Below are 13,766 nucleotides of genomic sequence, written 5' to 3' on the forward strand. Positions count from 1 at the left end.
GCAATCCGTCGTTTTCCGCCGGAGGCGTCGCGCGCCCGCTCCGCCGCAGCCTCCCTGCGCTCACGGCGGCTCACAACCGGCGTGGAGGTGGCTCAGCTCGGTTCGGGTGTTAATGCCGAGCTTGGCGAACACGTTCCCGAGGTGGTGGCCCACGGTGCGGTGGCTGATCCGCAGCTGTACGCCGATCTCGCGATTCGTCAGCTGTTCGGCGGCCAGTTGGGCGACTCGCTGTTCCTGGGCGGTGAGCCGGTTCATCGCCCTGGTGTCCGAGCTTCCCCGGCGTCCCGGCGATCCGGCGAGGTCCTGCTCGCGCTGCGCGCGTTGGCGCAGCGGCTCGGCACCGAGCCGGTCGAACGCCTCCAAGGCGGCACCGATCCGGACACGCGCATCGGTCCGCCGGCGGCCCCGTCGCAACCACTCGCCGTAGGACAACTGAGCGCGCGCGTAGAGCAGCGGGTGGGATCGGGCACCCGGCACGTCGAGTGCGGCCCGGAAGGCACCCTCGGCCCGGGCGCCGCCGAGGAGCCCGCGCGTTACGTGCGCGGCACAGCGGGCCCACGGCGCTCCCGTGCGCCGCGCCCAGGCTTCGAGCACCCGTACCCGTTCGTCCGCGAGGTCGCTTCTGCCGACGCGCACGGCCGCCTCGGCCGTGTCGAGAGCGGCCAGGAGCGCGAAGGTCGGGTGTTCCGCGCCATGGCCCGGCTCGGTCAGGCGCACCAGGATGTCCAGTGCTTCCTCGGGACGCTCGCGAAACAGCGCGGCCATGCCGCGGTTCCAGTACGCGGCGGCGCTCAGCGCGCGGACGCCCTGCGGGAGTGACGTCTCCAGAGTCCTGGCGGTGGCCTCCGCGACGGCGCGTTCGTCACCACGCGCCGCGGCGAGCCAGCCCAGGCTGGTGCGGCAGTGGGAGGCGATGTGGTCGGCACCCAGGTCCTGGGCCAGCCGCAGTCCCTCCGCGGCCGAGGACTCCGATTGCGGCCAGCGGCCGGCAGCGTTGTCGAGCATCGCGGTCTGGGCCAGGGCGGCGGCGAGCCGAGCGCGCTCGCTGCGCCGCCGCAGGTGCGGCAACCGACGGCGCAGCACATCCGCCATCGGCTCGTCGATCCCCCAGGCCAGGGCGAGGGGTGTCGGCGGCAGCAACGGCAGGATGGTCGTACGGGCCCGCGCGGCGGCATCACCGAGGTCGGGGGTTTCCGCCGGCGCCGCGTCGGCAGACACGTCGTCGCTCCACCAGGCAAGCGTGCCGGGTAATCCGGTCCGGCCCTCGACGTCGTCTTCGAGCAGCAGCTCCAGCGCTCTGTCCCGCAGGTCGCCGCGTCCGACGGACCAGGCGGCGCGCATGGCCAGCGTGCCCAGTTCCAGCGCCGTTCCCGCTTCCGGGACGCGCTTCATGTCGGTGATCAGGAAGTGGTGCGCCATCTCGGGCATGCCCCGGGCGAACTCCATGATCCCCCGCAGACCCCGGCTCCGCCGGGCGACGTGAGCACCGGGGGCCAGCCGTTCCGAGTCATCGAGCAGGCGCTCCGCCGTGGCTGCCCACCCGGCGTCCCAGGAAGCCCTGGCCGCCTCGGCAAGGCGTTGTGAGGCGTCGATCGGTGCGGCCGACAGTTCGGCGGCCCGCCACCACGCCCGTGCCGCCGTGTTCGTGGCCCCGCGGAGCCGGGAGCGGACGGCGGTCCGTTCGAGGAGCCGCGCGACGTCCTCATCGCGTCCGTGGGCCAGGGCGGCGAGATGCCATGCGCGCTCCTCCGCCTCGTCCGGCATCGTGGCGGCCAGGGCGCGGTGAGCCCGGCGCCTCGTCGCGGCACCGCAGCCCTCGTAGACGGCTCTGCTCACGACGGGGTGCCGGAAACCGACGCGGTTGCCCGCCACGTGGAGCAGGCCCGCGTTGGTCACTTCTTCCCAGACGGCGTCACCGGCACCCGAGGCACGGCCGGCCCGCTGCACCGTGAGCCGGTCGCCGTGCTCCTCGGCCGCCGCGAGCACGGTCAGCAACTGCGCCGGAGGGCTCAGGGCCTCGATCCCGGCACGGAAAGCCCGCTGCAGGCGCGGCCCGACGGGCGGTCGTCCTCGCTTCCGGCGATGCTCGGCGTCGTCGAGGTCGCCCCCGAGCGTGGCCAGTTCGTGCAGCGCCAAGGGGTTGCCCCCAGCCTCCCGAACCATGTTCCGCGTCGTCGCCTTGTCGGTGAGAGGCGCCACGGCCGCCACAAGCTGCCGCGCGCTCTCGTCGCTCAGGGCGTCGACCCGCACGTCGGCCACGCCTTCCCAGGGCCGGGCGGCCGGATCGCTGTGATCGGCGAGCACGACGACCACGGGATGCGCTCCTACGCGTCGAGCGACGAACCCCAGGCACAGCGCGGTGGCCTCGTCGAGCCACTGCCCGTCGTCCACCACGACGAGCACGGGCTGCCGCTCGGCGAGTCCGCAGAGCAGCGACAGCACGGCCGCCCCGACCACCAGGCGGTCCGTCGGCTCACCGCTCAGCCCGAGCGCGGTACGCACAGCGGCGGCCTGGGCCGTCGCCAGCAGCTCGACACGATCGGCCAGCGGTCGCAGCAGCCCGTGCAGCCCCGCGAAAGCCAGGTCCGACTCGGGCCGGGTGGCCGAGTGGCTCAGCCGGACGAAGTCCGCGGCCTGGCCGTACACGTGGTGAAGCAGAGCCGACTTGCCGATACCCGGCTCGCCCCACACCACGAGCGCGCCACCGCTCCCGCCGCGGGCCTGCGAGAGCAGCCCGTCGAGAACCGCGGCCTCCTCGCGGCGTCCGAACAGCTCCGTCGGCGCTGCCGCTGTCGCAGCTCCGTCACCGGGCCCGCCACGCGCCCACCGCATCACGTCACGCGTTCGGACTGGACGAGTTCGCGGGCACGCGGCGCGACCTCGTGACCGAAGAGGCTCAGGTCGGCAGGCTCATCCGAGGCGAGGATGAACCCGGATACGCCGTACTGCAGGGCGAGGTCGGCGATCTGTTCGGCCCAGTCGCCGGGAGTCCCCTGCAACAGGCCGCCGCCGGCGCCGGACGTGAATCGGCCGCTCAGGTTGAGCAGGCGGCTGACCGCCGCGGGCTCCCGACCGGCGGCGGATGCGGCCTCGTCGATCTGCTCGTTCATCGCGCGCAGCGATGCCGGGCCCTCGGGCAGGAAACCCAGGGAGGGCAGCCAACCGTCGGCGATCTTGCCCGTCAGCCGGAGCATACGCGGCTTGTAGGCACCGATGCGGATCGGGATGCGATGGGCGGGTGCCGGGCCGCGCTTGGCGCCGTTCAAGGTGTAGAACTCCCCGGTGACACGGAGAGGACCGGTCTCGTCGGTGGCCCACAGCCCCCGGATCACGTCCACGGCCTCCTCCACTGCCCGCACGGCCTGGGCCGGTTCGAGCCGGCGGCCTCCCATCGCGACGATGCCGTCCCAGAACGCGCCCGCGCCGATGCCCAGTTCGACTCGCCCGCCGGTCAGCCGGTCCAGGCTCGCGGCGGCGCGGGCCAGCACGGCCGGGGGCCGCAGCGGAAGGCTCAGCACGTTGCCGCTGATCCGGATCCGTTCGGTGCGTGCGGCGACGTACGACATCAGGGTCCAGGTGTCCTGGAACGCCGACTGGTAGGGGTGGTCCTGGAAGCTGACCAGGCCGAGGCCGGCCCTCTCGGAGGTCTGGGCCAGCTCGACCGGCGCCTGAGGCGGGCGGGCGGTGGGGGTGATGAAGCTGCCGAACCACAGCTCGTGGCCGTAGTCGCTCATGGGGTGCTTCCTCCGAGGTGGTTCGCGGCGGGCGTGAGGGCGAAGTTGTCGCCGAACACGCCCTCGGGGTCGTAGACGCTTTTCAGCTCACGCAGACGCGAGAGGGTCCGTGGGGGCCAGGCCGCGGCGATCCGCTCGGGCCGGAGGCTGGACTCGAAGCTGATGTAGAGGCCGTCGAGGAAAGGGCTCAGCCGGGCCCAGGCCCGGTCGACCACCTCGTCGACATCGCCCATCACCACCAGCGAGAAGTTCGCGTCGCGGTGGGCGTAGGCCGTGGCGTCCGCGGGAACATCGGCGACGGCGCCGCCGACCGAGCGGAGCTGAAACCATCCGATCGCGCCGCTGCGGATCATGCGAGCCGCCACCGCGGCGAACTGCGGGGTCACGTGCCGGAGCAGACCGCTGCGTGAGACCGGTTCACCGTGGGAGACCGGTGGGTCGTCGCTCGCGTTGTCCATCACGGCCGCGTAGGAGGTGATGACGATGTCCTGGGCGTACATCGCGGAGATCGCGGCCAGTGGCTCCAGCCGGGCGCGCACGGTCTCCGGGTCCGAGGAGTCGACCATGGTGCGGCTCACCGCGAGCGCCGGTCGTCCGCCGCGCGGGGGCGGCACGATGACGAAGCTGGTGAGGTCCCGCGGTGAGTCCTCGACCGCCCGACCCCACTCGACGAGGTAGCGCTCGAGGTCGCTCCCGTCCTGGGTGAGCCGGGCGAAGGCGACCGCGCCCACGTCGTCGGCCTCGAACTCGAAGGCAGTGACGATCCCGAAGTTCGCGCCCGCCCCTCGCACGGCCCAGAAGAGATCGGGGTTCTCCGAATCGTCGGCCCGCACGACGGAGCCGTCCGCGAGCACCATCTCCACGGCCCGCAGGCGGTCGATGGTCAGTCCGTGCCCGCGCGCGAGGTACCCGATGCCCCCCGCCGTGGCGAGGCCGCCCACCCCGACGCCCCCGTAGTCACCCGAACTCAACGCCCAGCCGTAGGGCTCCAGTGCGGCCGCCACCTCGGCCCAGCGCGCACCCGGGCCGATGCGCACCCGGCGTGTCTTCCTGTCGAGCACCTCGATCGCATTCATCAGTGACACGTCGATGACGATCCCGCCGTCATTGGTGGAGCGGCCGGAGACCCCGTGTCCGGCGCTTCGCCGAGACAGGGCCACGCCGGGATGCCGGCGGGCGAACGCGAGCGCCCGGGTCACCTGCTCGTTCGTCGCCGCCCGCAGAATGATGCCGGGCGCACCGCCGCGCAGGTATCCGGACCGCAGCCGGGCGTAGGCCGGATCACCGGGCTCGACGACCTCGGCCATCTCCGGCGGAGCGCCCTCGTAGTCGATCCCCGGCCGGCGCCTGGCACGCACGGCGGACCGCCGGACCCGCGCGCCCGACCATCCGCGCGGAAGCACCGCGTCCACGGCCGCCCGCAGGGCCGGGGCGACCTCGCTCGCGAAGCCTGCCGCGACGTCTCGCTCCTCGGTGTCCAGCACGATGGTGCCCACCCCGTGCTCGACGACGAGTGGCAGCAGGTCGTTCACCCAGTCCGCGGCTGTCCCGGTGAACCTGCCTGTCCGCTCGCCGAAGCCACCGCGGATCGTGACCCGTCTGCGGATCTCGCGGGGATCACGGCCGGCCCCTCGGGCCGCCTCGTCGACTGCGCGGTTGCCCTGCGTCAGCGTGGCGGCGTCGCACCCCGTCGACCATTCGTCAGCCCGCAGTCCGACCAGCCGGAGCAGGTCTTGGTCCTGGCCGTCCACGGAGATCGGCACGTCGTGCGCGGGCGCGGCCTTCTCAGCTCCCGCGAGACGGTAGAAGCGGCCGGTGAACCGGCCGAGGCCACGGTCGAGGACATTCCAGAGCTCGCGAACGACGGCGATCGCTTCACCCAGTGCCGCGACCGAATCGGCTGTCCCGGACACGGCGGCTGACGGGCCCGCTCGGAAAGCCAGTTCGACCCTGCCTTCGGTGAGCCGATCCAGGCTTGCCACGGCTCGTGCGAGCATCGCCGGATGGAGGGTGGCGGGGCGTGCCTCCAGCACCAGTCCGAGAGAGACCGTCGCCCCGGCGATCCAGGACGCCACAGTCGACGGTTCGAGATCGTCGCCGGCGGTTCCGGCCGGGACGACCAGCAAGTCCAGTCCCCACTGCTCGGCCAGGCCCGCCACTTCGACCAACCGGCCGGGTCCGCAGTCGGCGTCAGAGGGCAGGTGCAGCCCGAACCTCAGCGCGTGCCCGTAGTTCATCGCGCGTGGTGACAGGCCGAGTGTGCGTTCATGGACCAAGGCTGCACGGCGATGATCACAGGCAACAAACGGGACATGACCAGGTCATCAAAAGTGACACGCTCCAGTATCGTGACCGTATGACCGGTCCTCGACAGCCCGATGAAACCTCCGCCACCGCGGGCCAGAGCCGCCCGGAAGCGGGCTACGAATACATCGACGACGACGTGTGCCGCAGTTTTCAGCGCTCGGTCGAGATCGTGGGCAAGAAGTGGAGCGCCGCGGTGCTCCTGGCGGCGATGCGGGGCGCGCGCCGATTCGTCGACTACCGAGCGCGGATCCCCGGAATCTCGAACCACCTTCTGTCCCAGCGTCTGCGTGAGCTCGAGGGCCACCAACTCATTGAGCGGCTCGTGGTACCGACGACGCCGGTCCAGATCACGTACCGGCCCACCGAACAAGGCGCCAGCCTGATGCGTGTCCTGCATCCGCTGATCGAATGGAGCGCCAAGAACGAGGACATGGACACCTGACGAACTGGTCGCATGCCGCCCACGCACCCGAACCGTTGCGTACCGGGACCGGTGATCGCGCGGGCGGCCGCTCGCGGTGTGGCTTCAGCGGTGCGGGAACAGGAACGGGTTACGGGACCAGGACGATCTTTCCCGTGGTGTGGCCGGCCATGATCTCGCGGTGGGCAGTGGCGGCCTCGCGCAGAGGGTAGCTGTCCGCGATCACGATGCGCAGGCGGCCTGCAGTGGCGGCTTCCGTGAGCTGCAGGCGGGCGGCTTCCCGGATCTCGGTGCCGGGATCCGCGCCCGGCACACCACCCAGGAGCTTGATTCCCACGCGAACCCCGCGCTCGTGGCCCGCGATGGTGGCGATACGCAAGCGGTCCGGCACCAGCTCCACAGAGACGTCCACCGCCTCCTCGGTGCCCACGAGATCGGCAGCCGCGTGCACGCCCTCCGGCGCCACCGCGCGCACCCTGTCCGCCAGTCCCGGCCCGTAGACGACCGGGATCGCTCCCAGCTCTCGCAGGAGGTCGTGCTTGCCCCGGCTCGCCGTGGCCACAACCGTCGCGCCGCGTGCCACCGCGAGCTGCACGGCCACGAGACCGACGCCCCCCGCGGCACCGTGGATCAGCACCGTCTCGCCCTTGCCCAAGCCGATCGCCTCAAGCGTGTGTACGGCGGTGACCCCGGCGGCCAGCAGTCCGCCGGCCTGCTCCCAGGACAGGGCGACAGGCTTCGGCACCACGGACGAGGCCGGCACCACGATGTCGGCGGCGTAGGCACCCGGCGCGGAGTAGGTGATCACTTCGTCACCCACCGCGATCGGACCCGCGGGGCCGATCGCGTCGGCACCGACCGCTGTCACCACGCCCGCCGCCTCGACACCGAGCCGCACCGGCAGTCTCTCCGGATCGACACCGAAGGCACCGCTGTACGACTTGTAGTCGAAGGGATTGACGCCGGCCGCGCGGACCTTGATCCGTACCTCGTTCGACCTCGGCTCCGGGACGGCGACATCGATCACCGACAGGACCTCAGGGCCGCCATATGCGCCTGCCACTACTGCAATCGTTTCGCTCACACGGGAGAACAACAGTTGCGCGAGGTGCTCCATTCCTTCGGTCCAACGGGACCGATCACCCGTGTCAGGCACCATGCCGGAAGGCTGTTGTGAGGACGTCCACGCCCTGACCCGCACCGGCCGGAGCCACCCTTCCGTGGCCAGGGAGCCCGACCTGGACTGGCACACGGTGCGCACGTAGCGAAGCCCTCGGGGTAGACCAGGTGCCGGTGTTCCTGCTCTGTCGCTGCCGCGCCGGTGAAGCGGCGCCCCTCCGGATGTCCCGCACGATGACGTCGTCGATGAAGTGGTCCTCAAACTCGGCGTCGGTGAGCTCGCCGGTCATCCAGAGGTGTCGATCGCTTCCCAATCACCCCTGCCTCCTTCGACGCGGAGGGGCGCGGCACGGGGTTTCCCGCGCTCGCGCCGGTCAGTACCGGTGGTGACGTAGCCGCTGATCGCATACTGGCCATTTCTGATGTGGACGGGGATCGGGACGGCGGGGACGACTGCCAGGTTCTCGTAGGCGGTATGGATGAGGTCACGGTAGCTGCGGCGGACGTCGCACCCCAGGTCGGACAGTCAGTTGATAAGGGTCTCGGCGGTCATGTCGAGGCTGGCGTGCGCCAGGGCCTGGTGCCCGCGGTGGTTCCGGTGAGCCGGGAGAGCCCCGCGTGCCAGTGTGTGACGTTGTAGGACGAATGACGACTACAAGGATCACCAGGTAGGCCACTGCACCACCGAAGCCGGAACGGCGGCGCATCCACCGCTCGAACTGGCCGAGGTTCCCGCGAGCGGGTCGGGCCGGCACCCGAGGGGTCGGCATGTCCGATGGCTTGCTCGTCCCGGCCACTGGACCGCGGTAGCCAGCCAACTCTCGACCGTCAGGCGGGAGTCCAGCGCCCCACGGCACACAGCAGCCGGGCCGATCACAGATCCCCGCGACCAGTCTGCCGCCGGTCTTACCGCTCCGCACCTCGGCCCGGTCGCGTCGCTCAGAGTCTGGGCGCCACACCGTGCGTGGACTCGTCCACGGGATACACGACAAGAGCGATCTTGCCGCGCGGGCGTCCGCGTCCTTCGTCGACGGAGCCGCCCACCAAGAGGCTGTGGGCGTGGGCGACGTCGGCCAGCGGCAGCACGGCGCCCGATCACCGGCCGGAGTTCGTCCTGGTCGACCAGGCGGCCGAGGGCCTCGAGTTTTTCCCGGCCGGGACTGACGAAGAGGAAATGGTAGGTCGCGTTCACGCCCCAATCGGCGAGAAGGTTCCGCGGCTCGGTAATGTCCACGATCGACACCACGCGGCCTCGGTCGGCCAGAACCAGCGGACTGCGGGTGAGGGTGTCCCGGCCCACCGTGTCCAACACGACGTCCACCTCGCCCAGGGCCTGCACCTGCGGCACATAGTCAGCAGCCGAGAAGTCGATCGTGACGTCCGCTCCCAGCCGGGAGACGACGTCGTGATCCCTCTCCCGCGCGGTGGTGACCACCTCAGCCCCAGCGCACGTGCGACCTGGATGGCAACCGAACCGACCCCGCCCGCGCCGCCGTGCACCAGGACCCGCTCCCCGGCCCGTTCGACCAGCGTCTCCCACGCCGTCACACCCACGAGAGCGAGACCGGCGGCCTCGACATGCGACAAGCGGGAGGGCTTGCGGGTGACCAGGGCCTGGTCGACCACGTGGACGGCGCGGCGGACGGCCGGTCACCCACGATGCGGACCTGTACAAGGACCGCAACACCGTCGAACGCCTGATCAACAAGCTCAAAGCGTGGCGCGGGATCGCCGCCCGGTACGACAAGACGCCGGACAGCTACCTCGCCGCCCTCCACCTCCGCGGCACCGTCATCTGGCTTCACAGCCTCCAACCGACACCTTGATCGCGACTCCCCACAGGCCCTAGTCCCGCGCCAGGGCCTCCAGCCGCACCTCTCCGCCGAGTTCCCCCCCGACGACGTACAGGGTGTCGTCGGTGAAGGCCACGTCCTGCACGTAGGGGGAACAACACCTGGTCCGGGAGTACCGGGACAGGGTGATGTCACCGGTGAGGGCGCCGTCGGCCGGGTCCAGCCAGGCGACGTGGGCGTCGTCGACGCCGTCGGCGGCCACCTCGTCGTACGTCACCACCGGCTCCTCGTCCGGCTCCCCGACCAGGCGTGCACGTGGTCCCAGTTCGGTCTCCCACAGCTGTGTTCCGGTCCGGGGATCGAACCCCCGGACCACGTTCAACGTGGCGTCGGGGCTGCTGACGCGCGTGATCACCAGCGAGTCCGTGACGAAGTCCTCGAAGGTCTGGGTTTCGCTGTCCACCGGGATCTCGCCGCTCACCTCGCCCTCGTCGTCGTACGTCCACAGCCAGGCGTCGTCCGACGCGTGGCGGGAGACGGAGAACGCGACGGGCTCGCCGGCCAGCAGGTGAGGATCCACGCGGTTCTCAACAGGGCTGGTCCACATCGTGTCCAGGGTGTCCGCGTCGAACGCCGTGATCCGGTCGCTGCCGTCCTCGTCGTCCGAGTGGCAGTTGTGATGCAGGACGATGACCGTGTCGGTGTGCCAGGTGGTGACGGGTTCGCCGGGACAGGGCGACGGCGACGCCTCCGGCAGCGGAAGTTCCTCGCCGTCCTCAATGGCGAAGCGGTGCACACGGCCCACCAGGCTGGCGTTGATCGCCTCGTCCCCGACGGTGACCCGCACGTCGCCGCCGAGGTCGCCCACCCCGCTGTCCCCGGGCTCGCCGAGGTCCTTCTGCCAGATCACCTCGCCGGCGGCGGTGTCGACGACGGCGAGCGACGTGCAGTTGGGCTCCTCGGCCCGGTCGTCCGCCGGTCGGTAGAGCACGGCGCCGATGCCCTGGGCGTTCGCGTCCGGGCTGGCCGAACAGGGCATGACATCGAGCCCTTCCGGGTCCTTGAGCTTCCACAGCTCCTCGCCCGAGGACTGGTCGAACCCCCACATCCCGCTGCCCGTCAGGAGGACGACCACCTCCTGGCCGACCCAGACCTGACCGTTGTTCACGGCGGAGACGAAGTCGTCTCCGCCCTCCGGCAGCGGCTCGGTCCGCCACAGGGACTCCGCCACGTTGCCGGGCTGCCCGCCGCCGTCCCGCTTGTCGTCGCCGCTGCCGTCGCCGCCGTCACCGGTCGCGTTCACCACCACCAACACGCCCCCGGCCACGAGCAGCGCCAGCAGCGCACCCACCACAACCAAAACGCGCCTACCAGGCCCCGCCATGTTCGTCCCCCGTATTCCCCGTGGCTCCCGCCCGTCCCGCTTCCGACGCCCGTGCGGGCGCCGGCGGTTCCCGCCGGCGAACGGCAGCCGGTCGGCGGGGGCGTGCCCCCGCCGGTAACCGCCTAACCTCCCTGCGGCATCGGCGGCACGTTGGCGTGCCGGACGGTGTAGTCCCCGGCGGTCACCTCCGTGAACGGTGCCGGGGCCAGGCAGGGGCGCAGGTCCCGCCCGTCCGCCGCGCCCCAGGAGAAGCCCATGCGGTCCTGACCACCGCCGGCCCCGTCCGCGTCGCCGTCGTGGACGCTGAATCCGAGGCGCTGGCCCACCTCGGTCTGGCCGTGCGAGGACCAGGTGACGATCGCCGTCAGCGTCGCGACCGGGCCGCCCGTCAGCAGGCAGTCCACCTCCGCCTCGACCACGTAGGTGACGTCCTCGCCGGCGAACCGGTGGGTGAACGTCACCGTGCCCCGGGCGTCGGTCGGGGTGCCCTGGGGTGCCTCGTCCGTGGGCCGGGTGAACGGCGCGCGGTGGGCGTCGAAGGCGAAGCGGATGTCGTCGTCGGGCGCGTAGTGGAAGAACACGCGCGCCGACCCGACGACGCTCGCCTTCTCGGGGCGGGCGGGGGTGGGCGCCGCGGGTGACGCGCTCCCCGCGACGGTCAGGGCGGCCGCCGCCACGCAGGACAGGGCGGTCAGCCTGCGCGGTATCGAGGCTGTCTTCCGGTTCGGGCGCTGCGGGCTCTGGCGGTTCGGGCTCTGGTGTTTCGGGCTCATGGATCAAGGGTCGGCGCCGGGGGACCTGGCCGGCCATGTGCCGATCGGGCCCTTCAGCCGGCCCCGATCTGGGGTCCCGTGCCCCTCGGCACGGGGGTCACTCGTCGGGGAGGGCGAAGAGCTCCAGGTGCCCGCAGCGGGGGCAACGGTGGGCCTCGATGCGCATCCGCTCCCGGCCCATCCGTTTGGCACCGCCGAACACCCCGCGTTCCAGCGGACCCCTGATCCAGCGCGCGTAGCCCCGAGAGTGTTGGCCGGAGTCCTCGACGAAGCCCTGTTCCAGTCCGACCGCACCGCACTGGGTGCACTTCAGGTGGTCCATCGTGCGATCTTAGGGGCCGGCGGTCACGGGATCGCCTCGCCCGTGTCCCAGGCCCAGGCGGCGACCTCGACGCGGTTGCGGGTGCCGAGCTTGGCCTGGACGGCCGCGAGGTGGTTCTTCACCGTGCCCGGGGAGAGGCCGAGGGCCTGGGCGATCTCGGCGTTGGTGTGACCCCGCGCGACGTGGGCCACGATCTCGCGCTCCCGGGCGGTGAGCGCTTCGGGGGACGGGCGGCCCGGCCGGTGCGGCGCCGGGGCGGCCAGCCGGCGCAGCAGACGCACCGTGATCTGCGGGCTGATCAGGGTGTCGCCGGCGACCGCCGCGCGCACGGCCTCGGTGAGCAGGGCCGGGCCCGACCGCTTGAGCAGAAAACCGCAGGCGCCGTCGCGCAGCGCGGTGTTGACGTACTCGTCCAGGTCGAAGGTGGTCACCACCACGACCCTGAGCGGGTCGGCGACGCCGGGACCGGCCAGGCGTCGGGTCACCTCCAGGCCGTCGGCGCCCGGCATCCGGATGTCGGCCAGCACCACGTCGGGGCGGAGGTGTCGGGCCTGGGCGATGGCGGAGTCGCCGTCCCCGGCCTCGGCGACCACGGTGATGTCCGGCTGCGCGTCGAGGATGATCCGGAACGCGCCGCGCACGGCGGCCTGGTCGTCGGCGAGCAGCACGCGGATCGGCACGCGGGTCATTCTCGCGGCCCCGCCGGAGCGGGCGCGGCCGGCGCCGAAACGGCCGCCCTCGGCACGGGATCGAGTGGCAGCACCGCGGACAGCCGCCAACCGTCCCCGTCCCCGTCGCCGTTTCCGTCACGCGAGCGCGGGCCCGCGGTGAGGCTGCCGCCCAGGGCGGCGACCCGTTCGGTCAGCCCCGGCAGACCGCGTCCGCCGCGGCGCCGCCTGAGTCCCGCCGCGACGGCGGACGTGCCGCGGCCGTCGTCGGCGACGGTGACCCGCAGCGTGTCGCCGTGCGCGCCCGGCAGCCGGCGCACGGTGATGTCGACGCGGCTGGCGGTGGGCGCGTGCCGGCGCACGTTCGTCAGTGCCTCCACCACGATCCGGTAGACAGTGGTGGCCAGCGCCCGGTCCTCGACGCGCGCGGCCGCCGGGTCCAGGTCGAGGTGGGCGTGCGCGCCGCCCACCGCGCTGAACCTGGCGGCGAGTTCGGGCAGGTCGGCCGTCGTGGGCAGACGGGTGTGGGGTTCGGCGGACTCACCGCCGGTGGGGTCGCCGTCGCGCAGCATGTGGACCGTGCGGTCCATGGCCGCGAGGGCCCGCTGCCCGGCGAGCTCGATACCGCGGAACAGGTCGGCGGCCCGTTCCGGATCGTGCGCCGCCACGATCTGGCCGGCCTGCGCCTGGGCCAGCATCTCGCTGACGTCGTGCGCGACGAAGTCGTTCAGGTCGCGGGCGAGTTGCAAGCTTTGCGCCCGGCGGGCCGCGGCCACGGCGCGCACCCGTCGCGCGTCGAGCCAGCCGAGGTAGCGGCCGGCGGCGGCGACGAGCAGGGCGAGCAGCGCCCAGGTGGCGACCCCCAGGAACGCCACGGCGGCGCTCACGGGGCCGCGGTCGAACCGGAGGAGCAGCGTCGGCACGGCGATCGCCGCGGGCGCGAGCGCCCACAGCTGCGCCCGGCCGTGCGCGGCGCGCGCCGCGAGGGCGAGTAGGAGCAGCAGCGCCCCGCATTCGGCGAACTGCCAGCCGACGCCCGGGCCTTCACCCTCCCCGTACTGGCCGCCGACCGCGGTGACGCACGCGGTGCCGCCCAACGAGACGAGGCCCGCCGCGCAGGCCAGCGCGGGCGGGCGAGGGCTCCGCAGGGGCGTGGACATGCCCGGGAGGATAGCCGGCCCGGTGTGGGCCCTGGCCCGTGCCGAACGGCACCCGGACCGGCCGGAACGCGGAGTCCGCGGTGCC

The 13,766-nt window shown here is 72.4% G+C and carries 10 protein-coding genes and 2 pseudogenes; 2 read left to right on the forward strand and 10 right to left on the reverse strand.

From position 1 onward, the window contains the following. Nucleotides 1-60: 60 nt before the first annotated feature. Genes ABGB06_RS21710 through ABGB06_RS21720 form a run of 3 tightly spaced genes read right to left on the reverse strand, consistent with a single transcriptional unit; the run spans nucleotide 61 to nucleotide 5,971 of the window. Entirely contained in the window at nucleotides 61-2,832 is a 2,772-nt protein-coding gene (locus tag ABGB06_RS21710; RefSeq protein ID WP_347591877.1) for an AAA family ATPase, read from the reverse strand. Then, nucleotides 2,832-3,734, reverse strand: a complete 903-nt coding sequence (locus ABGB06_RS21715; RefSeq protein WP_347591879.1) for an LLM class flavin-dependent oxidoreductase — start codon at nucleotides 3,732-3,734, stop codon at nucleotides 2,832-2,834. The genes ABGB06_RS21710 and ABGB06_RS21715 overlap by 1 nt, the downstream gene beginning before the upstream one ends. Continuing rightward, on the reverse strand, nucleotides 3,731-5,971 hold the full coding sequence (locus tag ABGB06_RS21720; protein WP_347591881.1) for an LLM class flavin-dependent oxidoreductase: 2,241 nt from the start codon (nucleotides 5,969-5,971) through the stop codon (nucleotides 3,731-3,733). The genes ABGB06_RS21715 and ABGB06_RS21720 overlap by 4 nt, the downstream gene beginning before the upstream one ends. Nucleotides 5,972-6,090: 119 nt before the next feature. Here ABGB06_RS21720 and ABGB06_RS21725 point away from each other — a divergent pair, with 119 nt between their 5' ends. Next, nucleotides 6,091-6,483, forward strand: coding sequence for a helix-turn-helix domain-containing protein (locus tag ABGB06_RS21725; RefSeq protein ID WP_347591883.1), 393 nt, complete (start codon nucleotides 6,091-6,093; stop codon nucleotides 6,481-6,483). Between the two features lie 109 nt (nucleotides 6,484-6,592). Here ABGB06_RS21725 and ABGB06_RS21730 read toward each other — a convergent pair whose 3' ends face one another. Both ABGB06_RS21730 and ABGB06_RS21735 read right to left on the reverse strand, forming a co-directional pair. After that, nucleotides 6,593-7,525 carry an NADP-dependent oxidoreductase gene (locus ABGB06_RS21730; protein ID WP_347577029.1) on the reverse strand — a complete coding sequence of 311 codons (933 nt, stop codon included), beginning with the start codon at nucleotides 7,523-7,525 and terminating at the stop codon, nucleotides 6,593-6,595. Between the two features lie 995 nt (nucleotides 7,526-8,520). Next, a pseudogene (locus tag ABGB06_RS21735) lies at nucleotides 8,521-9,210 on the reverse strand (zinc-binding dehydrogenase); the annotation flags it as partial. On the opposite strand from ABGB06_RS21735, the pseudogene ABGB06_RS21740 reads away from it, so the two are divergent. Next, nucleotides 9,207-9,407, forward strand: a pseudogene (locus ABGB06_RS21740) (IS5/IS1182 family transposase); the annotation flags it as partial. The pseudogenes ABGB06_RS21735 and ABGB06_RS21740 overlap by 4 nt on opposite strands. Nucleotides 9,408-9,426: 19 nt before the next feature. On the opposite strand, the gene ABGB06_RS21745 reads toward ABGB06_RS21740, so the two are convergent. The 5 genes from ABGB06_RS21745 to ABGB06_RS21765 all read right to left on the reverse strand — a co-directional run bounded on the left by ABGB06_RS21745 (nucleotide 9,427) and on the right by ABGB06_RS21765 (nucleotide 13,681). Continuing rightward, on the reverse strand, nucleotides 9,427-10,725 hold the full coding sequence (locus ABGB06_RS21745) for a PQQ-binding-like beta-propeller repeat protein (RefSeq protein ID WP_347591885.1): 1,299 nt from the start codon (nucleotides 10,723-10,725) through the stop codon (nucleotides 9,427-9,429). A gap of 155 nt (nucleotides 10,726-10,880) precedes the next feature. Then, nucleotides 10,881-11,531, reverse strand: a complete 651-nt coding sequence (locus ABGB06_RS21750; RefSeq protein WP_347591887.1) for a hypothetical protein — start codon at nucleotides 11,529-11,531, stop codon at nucleotides 10,881-10,883. Nucleotides 11,532-11,628: 97 nt separating this feature from the next. Next, complete coding sequence (locus ABGB06_RS21755) at nucleotides 11,629-11,853, reverse strand: hypothetical protein (protein WP_347591889.1); 225 nt, start codon at nucleotides 11,851-11,853, stop codon at nucleotides 11,629-11,631. Nucleotides 11,854-11,876: 23 nt separating this feature from the next. Further along, nucleotides 11,877-12,542 (reverse strand): response regulator transcription factor, encoded by a 666-nt coding sequence (locus ABGB06_RS21760; RefSeq protein ID WP_347591891.1) that lies wholly within the window; start codon nucleotides 12,540-12,542, stop codon nucleotides 11,877-11,879. Further along, the gene (locus tag ABGB06_RS21765) at nucleotides 12,539-13,681 is read right to left on the reverse strand and encodes an ATP-binding protein (RefSeq protein ID WP_347591893.1); all 1,143 of its coding nucleotides are present in this window, start codon (nucleotides 13,679-13,681) and stop codon (nucleotides 12,539-12,541) included. The genes ABGB06_RS21760 and ABGB06_RS21765 overlap by 4 nt, the downstream gene beginning before the upstream one ends. Nucleotides 13,682-13,766 lie beyond the last annotated feature (85 nt).

This window comes from Streptomyces sp. B6B3 (genome assembly GCF_039871525.1).
Classification (GTDB): Bacteria; Actinomycetota; Actinomycetes; order Streptomycetales; family Streptomycetaceae; genus Streptomyces.

What these genes read in the sequence shown, in the direction of transcription:
- ABGB06_RS21710 (WP_347591877.1), bottom strand. Translation starts at nt 2,832, where the DNA reads ATGCGGTGGGCGCGTGGCGGGCCCGGTGACGGAGCTGCGACAGCGGCA.
- ABGB06_RS21715 (WP_347591879.1), bottom strand. Translation starts at nt 3,734, where the DNA reads ATGAGCGACTACGGCCACGAGCTGTGGTTCGGCAGCTTCATCACCCCC.
- ABGB06_RS21720 (WP_347591881.1), bottom strand. Translation starts at nt 5,971, where the DNA reads ATGAACTACGGGCACGCGCTGAGGTTCGGGCTGCACCTGCCCTCTGAC.
- ABGB06_RS21725 (WP_347591883.1), top strand. Translation starts at nt 6,091, where the DNA reads ATGACCGGTCCTCGACAGCCCGATGAAACCTCCGCCACCGCGGGCCAG.
- ABGB06_RS21750 (WP_347591887.1), bottom strand. Translation starts at nt 11,531, where the DNA reads ATGAGCCCGAAACACCAGAGCCCGAACCGCCAGAGCCCGCAGCGCCCG.
- ABGB06_RS21755 (WP_347591889.1), bottom strand. Translation starts at nt 11,853, where the DNA reads ATGGACCACCTGAAGTGCACCCAGTGCGGTGCGGTCGGACTGGAACAG.
- ABGB06_RS21760 (WP_347591891.1), bottom strand. Translation starts at nt 12,542, where the DNA reads ATGACCCGCGTGCCGATCCGCGTGCTGCTCGCCGACGACCAGGCCGCC.
- ABGB06_RS21765 (WP_347591893.1), bottom strand. Translation starts at nt 13,681, where the DNA reads ATGTCCACGCCCCTGCGGAGCCCTCGCCCGCCCGCGCTGGCCTGCGCG.